Source organism: Actinoplanes sp. GCM10030250 (genome assembly GCF_042666575.1).
In the GTDB taxonomy this organism is placed as follows: Bacteria; Actinomycetota; Actinomycetes; order Mycobacteriales; family Micromonosporaceae; genus Actinoplanes.
The window spans coordinates 128796-148010 of sequence record NZ_JBHTDO010000007.1; the positions used below are offsets into that span (position 1 = coordinate 128796).

Annotated in this window: 13 protein-coding genes; 8 read left to right on the forward strand and 5 right to left on the reverse strand. The window is 69.9% G+C overall.

The genetic code is table 11. The annotated features are described in order from the left end of the window. Positions 1-75 precede the first annotated feature (75 nt). Entirely contained in the window at positions 76-2469 is a 2394-nt protein-coding gene (locus tag ACFQV6_RS12455; RefSeq protein ID WP_378027568.1) for a DEAD/DEAH box helicase, read from the reverse strand. Positions 2470-2580: 111 nt separating this feature from the next. On the opposite strand from ACFQV6_RS12455, the gene ACFQV6_RS12460 reads away from it, so the two are divergent. The 6 genes from ACFQV6_RS12460 (at position 2581) to topA (ending at position 10649) form a co-directional block, all read left to right on the forward strand. Beyond that, entirely contained in the window at positions 2581-2937 is a 357-nt protein-coding gene (locus ACFQV6_RS12460) for an STAS domain-containing protein (RefSeq protein WP_378027569.1), read from the forward strand. Beyond that, entirely contained in the window at positions 2934-3374 is a 441-nt protein-coding gene (locus tag ACFQV6_RS12465; protein WP_378027570.1) for an ATP-binding protein, read from the forward strand. Before ACFQV6_RS12460 ends, ACFQV6_RS12465 begins: the two co-directional genes overlap by 4 nt. Positions 3375-3738: 364 nt before the next feature. Further along, a complete protein-coding gene (locus ACFQV6_RS12470; protein WP_378027571.1) occupies positions 3739-6153 on the forward strand; it encodes a sodium-translocating pyrophosphatase in 2415 nt (804 codons plus the stop codon). Between the two features lie 121 nt (positions 6154-6274). After that, positions 6275-6805, forward strand: a complete 531-nt coding sequence (locus ACFQV6_RS12475; protein ID WP_378027572.1) for a hypothetical protein — start codon at positions 6275-6277, stop codon at positions 6803-6805. 24 nt (positions 6806-6829) lie between these two features. Beyond that, the gene (locus tag ACFQV6_RS12480) at positions 6830-7633 is read left to right on the forward strand and encodes a hypothetical protein (RefSeq protein ID WP_378027573.1); all 804 of its coding nucleotides are present in this window, start codon (positions 6830-6832) and stop codon (positions 7631-7633) included. Positions 7634-7829: 196 nt separating this feature from the next. Continuing rightward, the gene (topA, locus tag ACFQV6_RS12485; protein ID WP_378027574.1) at positions 7830-10649 is read left to right on the forward strand and encodes a type I DNA topoisomerase; all 2820 of its coding nucleotides are present in this window, start codon (positions 7830-7832) and stop codon (positions 10647-10649) included. A gap of 3 nt (positions 10650-10652) precedes the next feature. On the opposite strand, the gene ACFQV6_RS12490 is transcribed toward topA, so the two are convergent. Continuing rightward, entirely contained in the window at positions 10653-11951 is a 1299-nt protein-coding gene (locus ACFQV6_RS12490) for a D-arabinono-1,4-lactone oxidase (protein ID WP_378027575.1), read from the reverse strand. 159 nt (positions 11952-12110) lie between these two features. Here ACFQV6_RS12490 and ACFQV6_RS12495 point away from each other — a divergent pair, with 159 nt between their 5' ends. Further along, on the forward strand, positions 12111-12740 hold the full coding sequence (locus ACFQV6_RS12495) for a TetR family transcriptional regulator (protein ID WP_378027576.1): 630 nt from the start codon (positions 12111-12113) through the stop codon (positions 12738-12740). Between the two features lie 25 nt (positions 12741-12765). Here the strand turns inward: ACFQV6_RS12495 and ACFQV6_RS12500 are convergent, their stop codons facing one another. Further along, the gene (locus ACFQV6_RS12500) at positions 12766-13968 is read right to left on the reverse strand and encodes an amino acid deaminase/aldolase (RefSeq protein WP_378027577.1); all 1203 of its coding nucleotides are present in this window, start codon (positions 13966-13968) and stop codon (positions 12766-12768) included. A gap of 227 nt (positions 13969-14195) precedes the next feature. On the opposite strand from ACFQV6_RS12500, the gene tmk reads away from it, so the two are divergent. Further along, complete coding sequence (tmk, locus tag ACFQV6_RS12505; protein WP_378027703.1) at positions 14196-16391, forward strand: dTMP kinase; 2196 nt, start codon at positions 14196-14198, stop codon at positions 16389-16391. A 53-nt stretch (positions 16392-16444) separates the two neighbouring features. On the opposite strand, the gene ACFQV6_RS12510 is transcribed toward tmk, so the two are convergent. Continuing rightward, on the reverse strand, positions 16445-17710 hold the full coding sequence (locus ACFQV6_RS12510) for an SGNH/GDSL hydrolase family protein (RefSeq protein WP_378027578.1): 1266 nt from the start codon (positions 17708-17710) through the stop codon (positions 16445-16447). A 291-nt stretch (positions 17711-18001) separates the two neighbouring features. Next, a complete protein-coding gene (locus ACFQV6_RS12515) occupies positions 18002-19198 on the reverse strand; it encodes a DNA polymerase III subunit delta' (protein WP_378027579.1) in 1197 nt (398 codons plus the stop codon). Positions 19199-19215 lie beyond the last annotated feature (17 nt).

Genomic DNA, 19215 nt, shown 5'->3' on the forward strand with positions numbered 1-19215 from the left:
TGCGCGTGTCTCGGGAGTCGGGAGGCAGCACTGGAAGCCAGCTGATTGCCGGGCGATCCGGGGGCCTCCCTCGCACTAGGCCGGCGGGAGAGCCGCCAGAACCGTGTCCAGCACCTTCACGGCATCGGCCTTGTTCAGCGGATTGTTGCCGTTCCCGCACTTGGGCGACTGCACACACGACGGGCATCCCGCCTCACAAACGCACGAGGCGATCGCCTCCCGCGTGGCGCGCAGCCAATCAGCCGCCGTCCCGTATGCCCGCTCAGCGAACCCCGCACCACCCGGATGCCCGTCGTAGACGAAGACCGTCGGCGCCTCGGTGTCCGCGTGGTTCGCCGTCGACAGGCCGCCGATGTCCCACCTGTCGCAGGTGGCGATCAGCGGCAGCAGGCCGATACCGGCGTGCTCGGCGGCGTGCAGGGCGCCCGGGAAGTCGGCCGGCTCGACCCCGGCGGACACCAGGGCCTCCGGTGAGACCGTGAACCAGACGGCGACCGTACGCAGTTCGCGCACCGGCAGATCCAGCGGCCGGGTGTCGATCACCTCGCCGCTGCCGATGCGCCGCCGCTGGTACGACACGACCTGGTTGGTCACGTCCACCTCGCCGAGGAAGAGCCCGACGGGGCCGGCGTCCACGTACGAGCGGACGTCGACAACGGACAGGTTCGTGACGTCCCTGGCGTGTGTGGTCCAGTCCGGTTCCTCCTGGTGGACCAGGGCGATCGCGTCCTCCAGGTCGAGGTTGTCGACCACGTACGAGACGCCCTGGTGCAGGTAGACCGCTCCCGAGTGCAGCGTGGCGTGCGACGAGGCGGGGTCGACAGTGCCGAGCAGGCGGCCGGTCGCCGACTCGACCACCGACACCGGGGCGCCGCCGGTACCCCGCAGATCCACCTCGGGCCGGCCCCGGTGCGTCCAGTACCAGCCGGACGGCCGGTGCCGCAGCACGCCCTGCTGGGCCAGCGCCCGAGCCGCGGCGGCTGCCGGCTCCCCGCCGAACAGCTCGAGGTCGTCGTTGGTGAGCGGCGCCTCGGAGGCGGCGCAGCACAGTTGCGGACCGAGCACGTACGGGTTCGACGGGTCCAGCACCGTCGCCTCGACCGGCCGGCCGAACAACGCCTCCGGATGGTGTACGAGGTAGGTGTCCAGCGGATCGTCCCGGGCGACCATCACGGCGAGCGCCTCGTTGCCGGCCCGCCCCGCCCGGCCCGCCTGCTGCCAGAACGAGGCCCTGGTGCCGGGGTAACCGCAGATCAGCACCGCGTCCAGGCCGACCAGGTCGACACCGAGCTCGAGCGCGTTCGTGGAGGCCAGCGCGAGCAGCTCACCGGAGAGCAGCGCCCGCTCGATCGCCCGCCGGTCCTCCCGCAGGTAGCCGGCCCGGTAGGCGGCGACCCGCTCACCCAGCCCGGGAACCGCCTCGTCCAGTGCCCGCCGCGTCATCGTGGCGACCACCTCGGCTCCCCGGCGGGACCGGACGAACGCCAGCGTCCGGGTGCCGGCGACGACGGCGTCGGTGAGCAGGTCCGCGGTCTCCCGCAGCGCCGAACGGCGGATCGGCGGCAACTCGACGTCGACGAACCCATCGGGGTCGGCGGGTGATTCCGGGGCCGACTCGGGACCGGGCTGGGTGGGCAGGGAGAGTTTCGACGCCGGCAGCAGCGGCGGCTCCCACAGCGCGAAGGTCACCCCGCCCCTCGGCGACGCGTCCTCGGTGACAGCGGTCACCGGCAGTCCCAGGAGCCGGGAAGCCGTACCGGCCGGATCGCCGGACGTCGCCGAGGCCAGGACGAATGTGGGCAAGCTGCCGTATCGGGCCGCCGCCCGGCGCAGCCGTCGCAGGACGTGCGCGACGTGCGAGCCGAACACTCCCCGATAGGTGTGGCACTCGTCGATCACCACGTACGTCAGGCGCCTGAGGAAGACACCCCACCGCGCGTGTCCCGGCAGCAGCGAATGATGCAGCATGTCGGGGTTGGTGAGGACGAACCGGGCGTGCTGCCGGATCCACTCCCGCTCCTCACGGGGAGTGTCACCGTCGTACGTCGCAGGCCGCACACCGTCGAGCCCGAGCCGGGCGATTCCGCGCAATTGGTCGGCCGCGAGTGCCTTGGTGGGTGACAGATAGAGCGCTGTCGCCTTAGGGTCCCTTGTCAGCGCGTTGAGCGCGGGCAGCTGGTACGCGAGGGATTTGCCCGATGCGGTGCCGGTGGCCAGCACAACGTGCTTGCCTTCCCAGGCGAGGGTGGCGGCTGCGGCCTGATGGTCCCAGGGTGCGACGATTCCCTGTGCGGTGAGAGCATCACGCACTGCGGGTTCGGTCCACGCGGGCCACGGTGTCGTGCGCCCGGACCGGGGCGGCATCCGTTCGATATGTGTGATCGGGGACACCGTCGACGCGGAACCGCGAGCCCGCAGCCGATGCAGCAGCTCAGCAGGACCGAAGGCGGTGGACGTCACGCATTGCACTGTGACATCGGAATGCCCCGAACCTCAAACGGGTAGGACGGTGGGTGCCGGGCGTCGCCGCGAGCTGGTCGGTGGTTAGATTTCGCGGGGGGAGATCAGGGAGGAGGACCGATGGAGCTGTCGCTGGCGACCCGTACCGTCGCTGAGCACACTGTGCTCGAGGTCGGTGGCGAGGTGGACGTTTACACCGCCCCTCGCCTGCGTGAGCGTCTTATCGAGTTGGTGGACGCGGGTGCCCGTGACGTCGTCGTCGATCTGGAGCGGGTCGAGTTCCTCGACTCGACCGGGCTCGGCGTGCTCGTCGGTGCGCTCAAACGGCTGCGGACGGCCCATGGCACGTTCGGGCTGGTCTGCGCCAAGGAGCCGTTGCTGAAGATCTTCCGGATCACCGCGCTGGACCAGGTGTTCCCGATCTTCCCGACGGTCGAGGCGGCAACCGAACGCGACGGCAGCGGTTCTGCTTCGTGATGGCGACTGTTCGGCTGTCCTTCTCGCCGGCACCGGTGCACGTGCGTACCGCCCGGCTGGTCGGTGTCGCCGTGGCCCGGCGTGCCGGAGTGGCCGAGGACCTGCTCGACGAGGTCCGGCTGGCCATCGGTGAGGCATGCACCCGGGCCGTGGCCCTGCACCGGCAGTACGGCCTTCCCGACCTGGTCACCGTGGAGATGTCCGACTCGGACTCGTACATGGTCCGGGTCATCGACCACGCTCCGATCGAGGCGAGCGTCGGCCTGACGAAGCTGCCTCCGGACGAGCTGGCCGACGAGTCGCTGACCGACGAGGCGCTCACCACGGGTGTCGGCTTCGCCCTGCTCGCCGGCTTCGTGGACGACCTGCAGGTGCGCCCGGTGGAGGACGGCCCGGGCACCGAGGTCCGCATGATCTGGCCGGTCGCCCGCCGCTGACGCGGCCCACCACCCGCAGTAGAGCGGAAGAAAACCCCTTTAGCGGGAACACTCCGGCAAATTACGCCGCGATCAACAATCACCCACCAGGCTGGACGCCGCACGCCCGCCCACCTGCGGCGGGAGATCAACTGTGTCCGATACCCATTCGTCGCCGTGCTAACACAGCGGTGAACATCACCGCGACACAGCTGGTGGCGCATGTGACGATCGCCACGCAGGACCTATACAGTACGCGAGTTGTCAGCTACTGCTGGTCCCGCGTCCGCGGGTCCGGCCGGTTGTTCCCCGCTCCCCGGGGAACGCGCCCGGCGGTTTCGTCCGCTGTCCGGGTGCGGTTCGTTGTACGTACAGGAGGACATTGATGTCCGGGACTCCGATAAACCTTGCCGCCGACGGTGGCGGGGTGTCGTCCCTCAGCGGGTCAAACGTCACATTCGTCATCGTCGCGCTGGTGTTCGCCCTGGTGGCTCTCGGCTTCGCCGCGATGTTCGTCCAGTCTGTGCTGCGTGCCGCGCGTGGCACACCGAAGATGCAGGAGATCGCGGGTGCCGTGCAGGAGGGCGCCTCGGCCTACCTGATCCGCCAGTTCAGGACACTGGGGATCTTCGTCGTGATCGCGGTCGTCCTGTTGTACCTGTTGCCGGTGCACGAGACCGACAACGAGACCTGGGTCAAGATCGGCCGGTCGCTGTTCTTCATCGTCGGTGCCCTCTTCAGCTCGTTCATCGGTGGCGCCGGCATGGCGCTGGCGACCCGGGCGAACGTGCGGGTGGCCGCGGCCGCCAGTGAGCAGGGTGGCCGGGAGACGGCGATGGGCATCGCCTTCCGTACCGGTGGTGTGGTCGGCTTCCTCACCGTCGGCCTGGGCCTGTTCGGTGGCGCCCTCGTTGTTCTGATCTTCAAGGGTGACGCTCCGACCGTCCTGGAGGGCTTCGGCTTCGGTGCCGCGCTGCTCGCGATGTTCATGCGGGTCGGCGGCGGCATCTTCACCAAGGCCGCCGACGTCGGCGCCGACCTGGTCGGCAAGGTCGAGCAGGGCATCCCCGAGGACGACCCGCGCAACGCCGCCACCATCGCGGACAACGTGGGCGACAACGTCGGTGACTGTGCCGGCATGGCCGCCGACCTTTTCGAGTCGTACGCGGTGACCCTCGTCGCGGCGCTGATCCTGGGTTCGGCCGCGTTCGGCCAGGACGGCTTGATCTTCCCGCTGATCATCTCCACGGTCGGTGTGGTGATCGCGATCGTCGGTGTCTTCATCACCCGTCTGCGCGCCAGTGACCGCAACGGCCTCACCGCGATCAACCGGGCGTTCTACATCTCGGCGGCGCTCTCCGCGATCGCCGTCACGGTGGTCAGCTTCACCTACCTGCCGTCCAGCTTCGCCGGGTTCGGTGACGCGGGCATCTCCGAGGAGATCGTGAACAGCGGGCAGGACCCCCGCTGGGTCGCGGTGGGCGCGGTCGTGATCGGTATCGTGCTGGCCGCCGCCATTCAGGCGCTGACCGGCTACTTCACCGAGACCACCCGCCGTCCGGTTCAGGACATCGGCCGGTCGTCGCAGACCGGCGCGGCCACTGTGGTGCTGGCCGGCATCAGCGTCGGCCTCGAGTCGGCGGTCTACTCGGCCCTGCTGCTCGGTGCGGGCGTCTTCGGCGCCTTCCTGCTCGGCGGCTCGTCGCTGACCCTGTCGCTGTTCGCTGTCGCGCTGGCCGGCACCGGCCTGCTCACCACGGTCGGCGTGATCGTGGCGATGGACACCTTCGGCCCGATCTCGGACAACGCGCAGGGCATCGCCGAGATGTCCGGTGACGTCGACGAGCGCGGCGCGCAGATCCTCACCGAGCTCGACGCGGTCGGCAACACCACCAAGGCGATCACCAAGGGCATCGCGATCGCCACGGCGGTCCTGGCCGCCACGGCGCTGTTCGGGTCGTACACGAACAGCCTGGCCAGCTCGATGACCGCCGCCGGCGTGACCGACGTCGGCAACGAGATCCTGGCCCAGCTGAACATCTCGAACCCGCGCAGCCTGGTCGGGCTCCTGATCGGTTCGGCAGTGGTGTTCCTCTTCTCCGGCCTGGCGATCAACGCGGTCTCCCGCTCGGCGGGCGCGGTCGTGATGGAGGTCCGGCGCCAGTTCCGCGAGTTCCCGGGCATCATGGACGGCACCCAGCGTCCCGAGTACGGCCGTGTCGTCGACATCTGCACCCGCGACGCGCAGCGTGAGCTGCTCACTCCGGGTCTGCTCGCGATCACCGCGCCGATCGCTGTGGGCTTCGGCCTCGGCCCGGGCGCGCTGGCCGCGTACCTGGCCGGTGCGATCGGTACCGGCACGCTGATGGCGGTCTTCCTGTCCAACTCCGGCGGCGCGTGGGACAACGCGAAGAAGCTGGTCGAGGACGGCAACTTCGGTGGCAAGGGCTCCGAGGCGCACGAGGCCACGATCATCGGCGACACCGTCGGCGACCCGTTCAAGGACACCGCCGGCCCGGCGATCAACCCGCTGCTGAAGGTGATGAACCTGGTCGCCCTGCTGATCGCTCCCGCCGTGGTGACGCTCAGCTACGGCACGGACGCCAACACCGGCGCGCGTGTCGGCGTGGCGGTCCTCGCGGTGGCGGTCGTGACCGCCGCGGTGATCTGGAGCAAGCGCAAGCCGATCTCGATGGGCGAGCCCGCCGGTACCGCGGCTGTCGGTGCGGGCGACGGGGCCAAGACGGCGCCGGACGCCCGCGACGGCGAGTCGTCCCGCATCAAGGACAACGTCGGCTGAGGCAATTTTCTCTGGATAGATGCTCCTAGCAGGACGAAAGGGTACCCGGAAACGGGTGCCCTTTCGCTTTGACTCGATCGAGGCGTGTGGAGTGACGGACCGGAGTCGTACGCTGCTTCCCATGCGCGCGGTCCGACTGATCTCCCTGGCTTTCGTCCCCGTGCTCGCCGTGCCGCTGAGCGGGTGTTCCGCGCAGCCCGGGCCGCAGGCGTGGGCCGCCTCGGTGTGCACCGCCCTCAGCCCCTGGCGCAGCGAGATCGACACGCTCACCAGCCGCACCCAGCAGCAGATGAGCAGCAGGACCACGCCGGGTCAGGCGAAGGAGAACCTGTCCCGTCTCTTCGACGGCGCCGCGTCGGCGAGCGAGGAGGCCCGGGTCGAGGTCGAGCGCGCCGGTATCCCCGACGTGACGAACGGCGATGCGATCGCGCACGGTTTCACCGGCTCGCTGGCCGGCATCCGGGATGCCTACGGCACCGCGCGCAGTGGCATACAGGCCCTGGCCACCACCCCCGCGAAGAATTTCTACACCGAGGTCGGCAAGGTGGTCGAGCGCCTCACCACCGACTACGAGAAAAGCAGCCTGGACACCACGAAGCTGGAGTCGGTGGAGCTGAGACAGGCCTTCGACTCGCTCCCGGAATGCCAGTGAACACGCGAGCACAGTGCCAGTGAGATGACCGACACCGGCTGGCCGCTGATTCCGCGCGAGGTGCTCCCTCCACCGATCCCGGTGGCGAAGCGCCCGGTGCTGCGTCATGCCGCCGGTCCCGAGTCCGGCCGCCAGCTGTCGATGTTCGGCGCGGAGACCACCGAGCCGTCGCCGGCCGATCTCGCCGGCCTGCTGGCCGGTCCGGGCCGTCTTGGCCGGATGGGCGGCACGGCCCGCGTCACGGTCCGGGTGGATGCAGCCTGGCGAGTGCACGTGCTGGTCACCGAACTGGTCACGCGCGGCCTCACCGCGAGCTGGGCTCCGGTCATGGACGACCCCGATCCGGTACGGGCGGACGAGCTCCCCTCCGCCCCTGAAGCGGTCGACGAGTCGAAAGACCCGAAGCCGGGAGAACCCGACAGCACGGGTGAGGCGGATGTCACCGCCACGCCGGACGGCGAGGAGCCCGAACCGCCGCGGCAGTGGTTCGACGTGCGTACCGCGTACTCCCAGAGGTTGAACAGCCTGGCCCGCGCCTGGCCGGCAGCCGCCGCACAGCTCTTCCTCAGCGGACCTCGCCTGCGTCTGTGGGTCGCTGCCGCGGGCAGCCCGCAACCCGGCGGTTACGCACTCGGCCTGGACCCGGAGAAAGACCGCCAATCGGTGGAATCCGCCCTGGTCCGAGCCGGTCTTGCCGGGCGGCTGTCGGATGACGGACGGTTCTATCTGATCACCGGGCGGCGACGGCTCCGGCGACTCGCCGAGCTGGTCGGTGAGCGACCCGCGGCAGCACCCGAAGAGGTCTGGCCCGGTGGCGCAGCTGCGTGATCTTCCATGATTGTGTCCGACATAACAACGTCTTCCCGGTGTACGGTGTCGCGGTCGGACGCATGCGGTGGCCGGACCGTTACCATCCGACTGCGGGGTTCCCCGGGAATGTGGGCTCGTCCGGCGCGTTACGTTGAACATCTGTGCTCTGCCGGGCGGACGGGGAGCGCCCGAAGACCTTGACTATGGGAGTGCCGTGCCGAGTGACGCCAGGACGACCCGTCTGGTCATCGTCGAATCTCCATCGAAGGCCAAGACGATCGCCGGTTACCTGGGCCCCGACTATCTGGTCGAGGCCTCCGTCGGGCATGTCCGCGACCTGCCGAGAAACGCCGACGAGGTGCCTGCCAAGTACAAGGGCGAGGCCTGGGCGCGGCTCGGCGTCGACGTCGACAACGGCTTCCACGCTCTCTACGTGGTCTCCGACAACCGCAAGCAGCAGGTGGCCAAGCTGCAGAAACTCGCCAAAGAGGTGGACGAGATCTTCCTCGCCACCGATGAGGACCGCGAGGGCGAGGCCATCGCCTGGCACCTGATCGAGACGATCAAGCCCAAGGTGCCGGTCAAGCGGATGGTCTTCCACGAGATCACCAAGCCGGCCATCCAGGCCGCCGTGGCGAACCCGCGTGACATCGACCGCTCGCTGGTGGACGCACAGGAGGCGCGCCGCATCCTCGACCGGCTCTACGGCTACGAGGTCAGCCCGGTCCTGTGGAAGAAGGTGATGCGCGGCCTGTCGGCGGGCCGTGTGCAATCCGTCGCCACCCGCATCGTCGTGGAGCGTGAGCGGCAGCGGATGGCGTTCCGCTCCGCGGAGTACTGGGACATCCTCGCCCAGCTGGCCGTGCAGGGTCAGATCGACGGGCCCCGCAACTTCCAGGCCACGCTGATCGCGCTGGACGGCGACCGGATCGCCACCGGCAAGGACTTCGAGCCCACCACCGGCCAGCTGAGGCCCGGCTCGAACGCGGTACAGCTGGACGGCGACGGCGCCCGCGGGCTGGCCGCCCGTCTGGAGAACCGGCCGTTCAAGGTCACCCGGGTCGAGGAGAAGCCGTACCGGCGCCGGCCGTACGCGCCGTTCATCACCTCGACGTTGCAGCAGGAAGCCGCCCGCAAGATGCGGTACTCCTCCCAGCAGACGATGCGCACCGCGCAGAGCCTGTATGAAAAGGGCTACATCACCTACATGCGTACGGACTCGGTGAACCTCTCCGAGACCGCTCTGAGCGCCGCCCGCCGCCAGATCGCCGAGCTGTACGGGGCGAACAACGTTCCGCCGCAGCCGCGCCGCTACACGACGAAGGCGAAGAACGCGCAGGAGGCGCACGAGGCGATCCGGCCGGCCGGGGACAACTTCCGGACGCCCGGTGAGGTCGCCAAGGAGCTGACCAGCGACGAGTTCAAGCTCTACGAGCTGATCTGGCGCCGGACCATCGCCTCGCAGATGACCGACGCCGTCGGTAACTCGGTGAGCGTCCGGATCCGCGCGGTGTCGACGGCGAACGAGGAGGCCGACTTCTCGGCCTCCGGCAAGACCATCACCGACCCCGGCTTCCTCCGGGCGTATGTGGAGTCCTCGGACGACGAGACCGCCGAGGCGGAGGACGCCGAGCGCCGCCTGCCGAACCTGGTGAAGGACCAGCCGCTGACCGCCGACGAGCTGGCAGCGGTGGGTCACCACACCTCGCCGCCGGCCCGCTACACGGAGGCCTCGCTGGTCAAGGCGCTCGAGGAGCTCGGCATCGGCCGTCCCTCCACGTACTCGTCGATCATGCAGACCATCCAGGACCGCGGGTACGTGGAGAAGCGCGGCCAGGCGATGATCCCGTCGTTCCTGGCGTTCGCCGTGATCGGCCTGCTCGAGGGGCACTACCCGCGGCTGGTGGACTACAACTTCACCGCCGCCATGGAGGGCCAGCTCGACGACATCGCCGCCGGTGACGGCACCCAGCTGGCGTTCCTCACCTCCTTCTACTTCGGCAGCCAGTCCGGCAGCGGCGACGACCAGATCGCCCGGGACGGCGGCCTGAAGAAGATGGTCACCGAGAACCTCAGTGCGATCGACGCGCGTGAGGTCAACTCGATCCCGCTCTTCATCGACGAGGAGAACCGGAAGGTCGTCGTCCGGGTCGGCAAGTTCGGGCCGTACCTGCAGCGGCGCCCGCTGGACGCTCCCGAGGACGCGCCGGACGACCGGGCCTCGATCCCGGAGGGCGTGGCGCCCGACGAGCTGACCCCGGAGAAGGTGGCGGAGCTCTTCCTCGCCGGCAACGGGGACCGCGCACTGGGCGACGACCCGGCCACCGGTGAGCCGGTGGTGGTCAAGTCCGGCCGCTACGGGGCATATGTGCAGAGTGGCGAGCGCAGTTCCTCGCTGTTCAAGAACCAGAAGCCGGACACGATCACCCTCGAGGAAGCGGTGAAGCTGCTGTCGCTGCCCCGGGTGGTCGGCAAGGACGCCGAGGGCATCGAGATCGTCGCCCGCAACGGGCGGTACGGGCCGTACATCGCTCGGGAAAAGGACTCCCGGTCGCTGGCGAGCGAGGACCAGCTGTTCACCGTGACGCTGGACGAGGCGCTCGCGCTGCTGGCCGCGCCGAAGGGACGGCAGGCCCGGACCGCCAAGCCGCCGCTGCGGGAGATGGGCGACGACCCGGCCACCAAGAAGCCTCTGGTGATCAAGGACGGCCGGTTCGGTCCCTACGTGACCGACGGGGAGTACAACGCGTCGCTGCGGCGCGACCAGACCCCCGAGGAACTCACGCTGGAGCAGGCGTCCGAGATGCTCGCCGAGAAGCGGGCCAAGGGACCGGTGACCCCGAAGAAGCGGGCGCCGGCGAAGAAGGCTCCGGCGAAGGCCGCGGCCAAGAGCGCCGACGGCACCGCGGCGAAGAAGGCACCGGCCAAGCGCGCGACGGCGGCGAAGAAGACCACCGCCGCGAAGACCACGGCCGCCAAGAAGGCGCCGGCGAAGAAGGCCGCGCCCCGGAAGGCCGCGGCCTCAGCCGAATAGGACTCAGCTCCCCAAGACCCGTTCCAGATATTCGTTGGTGAACATCCGGGACGGGTCAAGCTGGTCGCGGACGGCCAGGAAGTCGCCGAACCGGGGGTACGCGGGACGCAGCGACTCCGCGTCCCGATAGTGCAGCTTCCCCCAGTGCGGCCGCCCGCCCAGCGGCGTGCAGACGTCCTCGAAGGCCCGGAAGTACGGCTCGTACGGCGTGCCGAGGAACTGGTGCACGGCGACGTAGGCGGACTCCCGGCCGTACCCGTGCGACAGCCAGACGTCGTCCGGCCCGGTGAACCGCACCTCGACCGGGAACTGCACCTTGAACGGCAGCCGCTCGAAGATGCCCGACAGCGCGTCGAGGACCTCGGGGAGAGCAGCGCGCGGAATCTCGTACTCCATCTCGGTGAAACGCACCCGGCGCGGTGAGCAGAAGACCTGGTCGGACCGCCCGGTGTAGGTCCGTGCGCTCAGCGCGCGGGCCGCGACACCGCTGATCGCCGGAACCGCCGCCGGCAGCCGCTGGCCCAGCTTGCAGACGCCCTGCCAGACGGTGTTGGAGAGGAAGTCGTCGTCGAACCAGCCGCGGAGCGCGGGCAGCGGCCGGTCGTCCTCGGCCACCCGGTTGTTGCGCTTGAGCGAGGCCCGATCGGTGTACGGGTACCAGAAGAACTCCACGTGGTCGTTCGCCGGAATCCAGTCGTCGAGACCGGCCAGCACGTCACCCAGCGCCATCGGCTGCTCGTCGGCACGCAGCACGAACGCCGGCACGCACCGCAGCGTCACCTCGACCAGAACACCGAGCGCACCGAGGCCGAGCTGGATCGCCGGAAACTCGGGAGCATCGCTCTTGTAATGCTCGACCCGCCCACCCGCCGTCACCATGGTCACCGCCTCGACGAAGGACGCCAGGGTGGAGTGCCCCGCCCCGGTGCCGTGCGTGCCGGTGGAGATCGCGCCGGAGACGGTCTGCGCGTCGATGTCGCCCAGATTGGGCATGGCGAGGCCGCGCTCGGCGAGCAGGGTGTTGAGAGTGGACAGCGGCATGCCCGCCTGCACGGTCACCAACGGGCCGTCGATCGACACCAGTCCGTTCAGCCGGTGCATGACCATGCGCTGGTCATCGGCGACGGCGATGGCGGTGAACGAGTGCCCGCTGCCGACCACCTTTATTCTGCGTCCGCTTTCAGCAGCCTGGTTCACTTGGGTGGCGACCTCGTCGATACTGCCGGGGGTCAGCACCTCGGCGACGGACTCCTGGTTTCGTCCCCAGTTGCTCCACCGACGCGAGTTAACGGGTCTGGTCATTCGGGCCTTTGTCCTCCGTCCGAGCGGTCAGGCGCACCTGGCGTCCCGTCGATGCGCCTCGCTCGTTGATCCGAGTAACGTTCGATTTATCACTGAGATTTGTTCACGACCTACGGAATTCCGTGTCTGAATCTCACTGCTGAGAGGGAGTGGCGACGCGTGTCGACACCAACCGTCAGCACCGGACCGCTGAGGCGGGTTCCGGTGCAGGGCAGAAGCGTTGCCCGGGTACAGCGCATGCTCGACGCCTGCGCCGAGCTGGTGGACGAGGTCGGATATGAGGGCCTCACCACCACACTGCTTGCCGAGCGGGCCGAGGTCGCCATCGGCTCGGTCTATCAGTTCTTCCCGGACAAGCGGGCCATCGTCCAGGCCCTCGCGCTGCGCAACATGGACGCGTATTTGCAGAGCCTCTCCGACCGGTTCGCCAGCGAGACGTTCACTCATTGGTGGGACGCGGTGGACGCTGCGATAGACGGCTACATCCACATGCACCGCAGTGTGCCGGGCTTCCGGACGCTGCACTTCGGTGACGTGGTGGACCTGCACCTGCTCGACTCGGACCGGGACAACAACGCGGTCATCGCCGAGCGCCTGGCCGAGTTGCTCGTCGAGCAGTTCCAGCTGATCGACCGGGTCCGGCTGCGGTTCGCGCTGCAGATCTCGGTCGAGGCGGCGGACGCGCTGATCAAGCTGGCTTTCCGCCGGGAGTCCAGCGGTGACGAGGCGGTCCTGACCGAGGCGAAGGCGCTGATCCGGGAGTACCTGCACCGGCACGTCGACGCCTGACCCTGTTTCCACGCCTGGTCCTCCTTCAGAGGAACGCACGGCCTTCTCCACGGTAGGTGAGGGCCGGCGTGGCTGTCTCGCCGTCGACCAGCTGTAGCTCGTTGACGTGCTCACACAGCTCGCCGGCCTTGGCGTGACGGAACCAGACGCGGTCGCCGGGGCGCAACTGTTCGGCAGGCGTACCGAGCAGGGGCGTCTGCACCTCTCCGGCGCCCTCGTCGGATTTGAACCGGAGCCCTTCCGGCAGGTAGGGCACCGGCAGGCGGGATTTCTCCGCCGTACCGGACGCGATCCAGCCTCCACCGAGCACGGTGGCGATCCGCGGCGCCGGGCGGCGGACCACCGAGAGCGCGAAGAACGCGGCGGGGGCCGGGCGCCAGCTGCGGTACGCGTCGAACAGCGCTGGACCGTACAGGCCCGAACCGGCGGCCACCTCGGTCACCGACGGGTCGGCGCTCGTCGCCGCCACGCTGCCGGTGCCGCCGCCGTTCACGAATTCCAGGTCGGCGTGCTCGCGGACCGCCCGGACGGCTGCGGCACGACGTTTGAGCAGCTCGGGGTAGGCCCGGCTCTGCATCAGGCGGATCAGGCGGCCGCGCAGGGCCTGACCGGGCGGGTTGTCGCCGACACCGGCGATGTGCGCCTCGTAGGACATCAGCCCGACCAGGCGGAACCCCTCCCGGTCGGCGATCATCCGGGCCATCGCGCCGGCCTGGACAGCCGAGTGCACCGGCGAGCGCCGGACACCGACGTGCAGCGGCCCGGCGGGACGCCAGGAGGCGTCGAAGTCCAGGCAGAGGCGCAGGTCCAAGCGGCCGGCGGGCGGCACGACCTGGTCGATCAGGTCCAGGTGGGCGGGGTGGTCGACCATCAGGGTCACCGCTGCGGCCGGCGCGGGGTCCGCGGCCAGCTCACGCAGGGCGGCACGATCAGCAGTGGGGTACGCGACGAGCACGTCATCGGTCACGCCCGAGCGCACCAGCCAGAGCGCTTCAGGCAACGTGTACGCCATCACGCCCCGCCAGCCCGGACGTGCCAGGACGCGCTCGAGGAGGGCACGGCAGCGCACCGATTTGCTGGCGACCCGGATCGGCTTGCCCGCGGCACGCGCGGTCAGGCGCTCGGCGTTGTCGTCGAACGCGGCCAGGTCGACGACGGCGACCGGGGTCTCCACGTGATCGGTGGCCTTGTCGAGCCGCTGGCGCAGGGCGATGCGGTCTGTGAGCACGCCAGCACGTTAACCCTCTTCGAGGTAACACGAAAGACATTCATCTCTACCCCACCCGTACGTGCGTAATCGCCGCTCCACGGTGCGGACCCCCGGTGAGCTGCACCGGCCGGTTACAGTGCTCCGAGCAGTGACCACGGGAGGTAACGGCCATCAGCACGGACAAGCAACAGGACCCGGGGCCCGTTGACCTCTCCGGGGCGGCGGCCCTGCGCTCCGTCCTGCGCCTGCGCGGCTTCCGCCGACTCTGGCTGGTCCTCGCGGCCGCCTCCTTCGGCGACTGGATCGGCCTGCTCGCCACCGGCATCTTCGCCTCGGCCCAGTTCGACAACCCGGCCGCCCAGGGCGCGGCGTTCGGCGGCACGATCGCCGTGCGCCTGCTGCCCGCGCTGCTGCTCGGGCCGATAGCCGGTGTCTTCGCCGACCGCTTCGACCGCCGCTACACGATGGTCATCACCGACCTCCTGCGGTTCGTGATCTACGGGTCGATCCCGCTGGTGCCGGTCTTCGGCGGCTCGCCGGCGCTCACCGTCGCCTGGGCCACCATCGCCACCTTCCTCGGCGAGACGATCACGCTGATCTGGATCCCGGCCAAGGAAGCGGCGGTGCCCAACCTCATCCCGAAGTCCCGGATCGAGGTGTCCAACCAGCTCACGCTCGTCACGACGTACGGGATCACGCCGATTCTCGCGGCCCTGGTGCTCTCCGCCCTCACCGCGGGCCTCCAGCAGTCCGGCCTCTCGCTGCCCGACTGGGCGCAGCCCGTGCAGATCGCCCTCTACATCAACGCGCTCGCCCGGCTGGCCACCGCGCTCGTGGTCTTCTTCGGCATCAAGGAGATCGGCGGCAAGAGCGAGGAACGGATCAAGGCCGCCGAGCAGAGCATGACTCGCCAGTTCCTGGACGGGTGGAAATACCTCGGCAGCACCCCGCTGGTCCGTGGCCTGGTGCTGGGCATCTTCGGCGCGTTCGCGGCCGGCGGTGTGGTGATCGGCGCCGCGCGGACGTTCGCCACCTCACTCGGTGCCGGTGAGGCCGCGTTCTTCCTGCTCTTCGGCGTCATCTTCATGGGCCTGGCGCTCGGCATCGGGCTCGGCCCGATGATCGTGAAGGACCTGTCCCGGCGCCGCTGGTTCGGCATGAACATCGTGCTCGCCAGCGGCTCGGTGATGTTCCTCGGCCTCGCCTTCCACCTCTCGATGGCGCTCGTCGGCGCGCTGCTGGTCGGCGCGGGCGCCGGCATGGCGTTCCTGGCCGGCACCACCCTGCTCTACGGCGAGATCGAGGACGCCCTGCGCGGCCGGGTCTTCGCCGTCGTGCAGATCGGCGTCCGGATGGTGCTGCTGCTCGCCATCACCCTCTCCGGCTTCCTGGTCGGGCTCGGCAGCTCCCGCCGGGTCGAGTTCGGGCCGCTGCACGTCGACGTCTCCTCCACCCGCGTCCTGCTGCTGGTGGCCGGCGCCATCGGGATCTGGGTCGGCATCAGCTCGTTCCGCCAGATGGACGACAAGCGTGGCGTACCCGTGTTCGCCGACCTCTGGAGCTCGCTGCGCGGCCGCCCGCTCTCACCGCCCGACGCCTTCGTCCGGTCCGGGGTGTTCGTGGTGTTCGAGGGCGGCGAGGGCGCGGGCAAGTCGACGCAGGTCACCCGGCTCGCCGAGGTGCTCCAGGCGGAGGGTCGCGACGTGGTCGTCACCCGGGAGCCGGGTGCCACCCCGGTGGGGTCCCGCATCCGTGGACTGGTTCTGGACAAGGGCGACGCGCCTTCGGCACGGGCAGAGGCCCTCCTGTACGCGGCCGATCGCGCACACCACGTCGCCACGGTGGTCCGGCCGGCTCTCGCCCGTGGTGCCGTCGTGATCAGCGATCGGTATGTGGACTCGTCCCTGGCCTATCAGGGCGCCGGTCGTACGCTGCCCGTCCAGGAGATCTCCTGGCTCTCCGCGTGGGCGACCGGCGGCCTCAAGCCTGACCTGGTCGTTCTTCTCGACGTCGACCCCGGCGTCGGCCTGACCCGGGTCGACTCCCGCGGTGAGGGCGCCGACCGGCTGGAGAGCGAGTCGCGCGCCTTCCACGAACGCGTGCGGTACGCGTTCCTCGATCTCGCCGCGGGCGACCCCAAGCGTTACCTGGTGCTGGACGCGGCGCGGCCGGTCGAGGAGATTGCGGAAGCGGTGTCCGGGCGGCTGGCCGGGCTGCTCAGCGCGCTCGATGTGGCGGCGGCTTCGGATTCTCCCGCCTCCGCTGCTTCCGGTTCCGCTTCCTCTGCCGGTTCTGCTTCCTTCGGTGGGGCGCCGGAGCGTTCCGAGGGCGTGCCGGAGGCTCCGCCGCTCGACGAGATGGCCGACGTCCTCGGGCTCGATGAGGACCTCGGGCTCGAGGACGAGGCGCCGGACGGGCGGCAGGCGCGCCGCCACCCGTGATCCCTCCGCTCTGCCTGAACTGCTCTATCTGAACTGCTTTATCTGAACCCGCTCTACCTGAACAGCTTGAGCGGAACGGCGGCGGCCATCGCGGCCATGCCGGCGTCGTTGGGGTGCAGGTGGTCGCCGCTGTCGTAGGCGGGGTTCAACCGGAGCGGATCGGCCGGATCCTGGACGGCACGGTCGAAATCGATCACCGCGTCGTACTCGCCGGACGTCCGGATCCAACGGTTCAGCGCGGAACGCTTCCGCTCGTTCTCCGGACTGAAGAAGCCCAGGGTGTCGTCCTTGAACGGCAGGATCGTCGCACCGTACGCCCGCAGTCCCGCCTGTCGCGCCCGCGCGATCAGCTGGCGGTGCCCCCAGATCAGGTCGTCCGCCGTCACCACCTCGCTCGCCGGTGCGACGGTGCCCGGGTGGCCCAGGTCGTTGACCCCGATCAGCACCACGAGGAACTCGGCACCCGGCTGTGCCACCACGTCGCGGTCGAAGCGCCGCAGCGCGCTGTGCCCGAAGTACGCGGCGAACGTTTCGGCGTTGCTGCCGGCGGCCGGATTGGGGTCGTGCAGCAGCCGGTTGCCGGAGATGCCGACGTTCGCCACCCCACGCCCGAGCCGGGCCGCGCGCAGCCTGGCGGCGAGACGGTCCGGCCAGCGGTGGTTCGCGTTCGTCGCGGTGTTCGCCCCGTTGGTGATCGAGTCGCCTAGCGTGACGATGGCCTTCTGCGAACCGCGGACACTCACGCCGGAGAGGAACAGGAACTGCCCCACCGTACGGACTGGGGTGACCTGGCGAGCCGCTGTGACGTTTCCGGCGGCGACGACATTGTCCTGGAAGGCGAAGGCGGCGAGGGTGGTGACCGGAGTCGGATCGGGCAGGTAGATGCTGATCACGAGGTCGGTGCCGCCGGTGACCGGCAACCGGATCGGATCACTGACCAGCGGCGAGCCGGCCGGTACGCGTACCTCGCCCCGTCCGCCGAAGGTGACCCGCCGGTCCGTACCGGGGACCGCGTCGGTGCTCGCCCCACTGCCGGCCCGCACCGCGACGTGCACCTCACCGACGTGCAGCGGTGTCGTCCCGAACTCGTTGCTGATCCGGATCCGCACCTGGTCGCCCCCGGCGCTGGTGTGCACCACGTGCCGGACGGTCTGGTCGGTCAGCACCTGCGGAGCGCCCGGTGGGATCGTCGTCGGCGCGGCTGCCCAGGTCGCCACCCAGCTGTCGGCACGGCTGGAAGCCGCCGCGGGCGAGGGAAGGGTGGCCGCGGCGACGGCGGCACCGGAAGCCAGAGTGAGCAGGTCACGGCGAGTCGACATCAGACGCTCCGAAAGTCTCGGGGATCGGGCGGTCGAGCTTTCTGAAGCTAGAGCGGCTCGATCTATGCCGTCAAGGAGCTGGTAGTCGCCAGAATGTCGTGACGTCCATCTATTGGACGGTTGATGATCGGGTTGACGTGGGGTGGGCTGTGTGGAAGCTTGCCGCGTAGCGGTCGGAAGTTTCGGCAGTCTTCCCGCCCCCTGGGCTGGGCGGGGGACGACCGCACACGGCCGTGCCGGCACCGTCCGCCGGTGCGGCCGTGGCGCCGCCCCGCTGCTTTGCCGGGCCGTTCAGCCGCGCCAGAGGGTGACCATCATCGCCTCGACCGCGATCTTCGGCTTGACGTTCTGTTCGATCGCCTCCCGGCAGGCCAGAACCGCCTCGAGACGACGGAGCGTGCTCTCCGCCGACCACTTCCGCGCGGCCGCCTCCGACTGGTCGGCGGTGTCGCGGTGCACCACCGCCACCGGCGCACGCAGGTTGGTGATCAGCACGTCGCGGTAGAACCCGGCCAGATCGACGAGCGCCCGATCCAGCGCATCCCGCTGTGCCCGGGTGGCCCGCGACTTCTGCCGCTTCTCCAGTTCCTTGATCTGCCCCGCGGCACCTCGCATGGCTCCGGTCGCGCCGCGACCCGTACCGCCCGCACCCAGTGCCTGCTCCAGCGCCGCCTTCTCACTGGAATCACCAGCGGCCACCGCGGCCGCCGCCTCCGCCTCAGCGGCCTCGATGAGCGAGGCAGCGGCGTCGAAACAGGCCCCGATCCCGGTCAGCCGGCGCGGCACCGCCAGCACCGCCTCCCGCCGAGAACGCGCCTCCGGATCAGCCGCGAGCAACTTCGCCCGGCCCACATGTCCCTGCGCAGCCGCCGCAGCCCACGCCGCGACCTCCGCAGCGACACCATCCCTGCGCGCCAGCACCTCCGCCACGGCATCGGCGGGCGGCTGTCGCAGAGCCACCACCCGGCAGCGGGAACGGATGGTCACCGAGATGTCGTCCGGGTGGGTGGACGGGGCGCAGAGCAGGAAGACAGTCCTCGGAGGCGGCTCCTCGATGGCCTTGAGCAGCGCGTTGCCGGCCGCCTCGGTGAGCCGGTCGGCATCCTCGATGACCACCACCTGCCACCGTCCGCCCGACGGAGCGCTCGCCGCCCGCAGCACGAGGGCCCGCATCTCGTTGACGCCGATGGAAAGCCCCTCAGGAACCACAAACCGGACATCAGCATGCGTACGCCCAAGCGCCGTATGACACCCATGGCACTCACCACACCCGGCGCCGTCCCGCTCACACTCCAGCGCCGCCGCGAACGCCCGCGCCGCCACCGACCGCCCCGACCCCGGCGGCCCGGTGAAGATCCAGGCATGGGTCATCCCACCGCCGCCCGGCCCGCCCGCAACGACCTGCGCCGCCGCCCGAGCAGCCCGGCGCAGCGTCTCCACCGGCTCGTCTTGCCCCACCAGCTCCGAAAACACGTCATGCGGACTCACCCGACGATGGTATTGCC

Coding starts and splice junctions, on each gene's coding strand:
- ACFQV6_RS12460 (WP_378027569.1), top strand. CDS start 2,581: ATGGAGCTGTCGCTGGCGACCCGTACCGTCGCTGAGCACACTGTGCTC.
- ACFQV6_RS12470 (WP_378027571.1), top strand. CDS start 3,739: ATGTCCGGGACTCCGATAAACCTTGCCGCCGACGGTGGCGGGGTGTCG.
- ACFQV6_RS12475 (WP_378027572.1), top strand. CDS start 6,275: ATGCGCGCGGTCCGACTGATCTCCCTGGCTTTCGTCCCCGTGCTCGCC.
- ACFQV6_RS12480 (WP_378027573.1), top strand. CDS start 6,830: ATGACCGACACCGGCTGGCCGCTGATTCCGCGCGAGGTGCTCCCTCCA.
- ACFQV6_RS12490 (WP_378027575.1), bottom strand. CDS start 11,951: ATGACCAGACCCGTTAACTCGCGTCGGTGGAGCAACTGGGGACGAAAC.
- ACFQV6_RS12510 (WP_378027578.1), bottom strand. CDS start 17,710: ATGTCGACTCGCCGTGACCTGCTCACTCTGGCTTCCGGTGCCGCCGTC.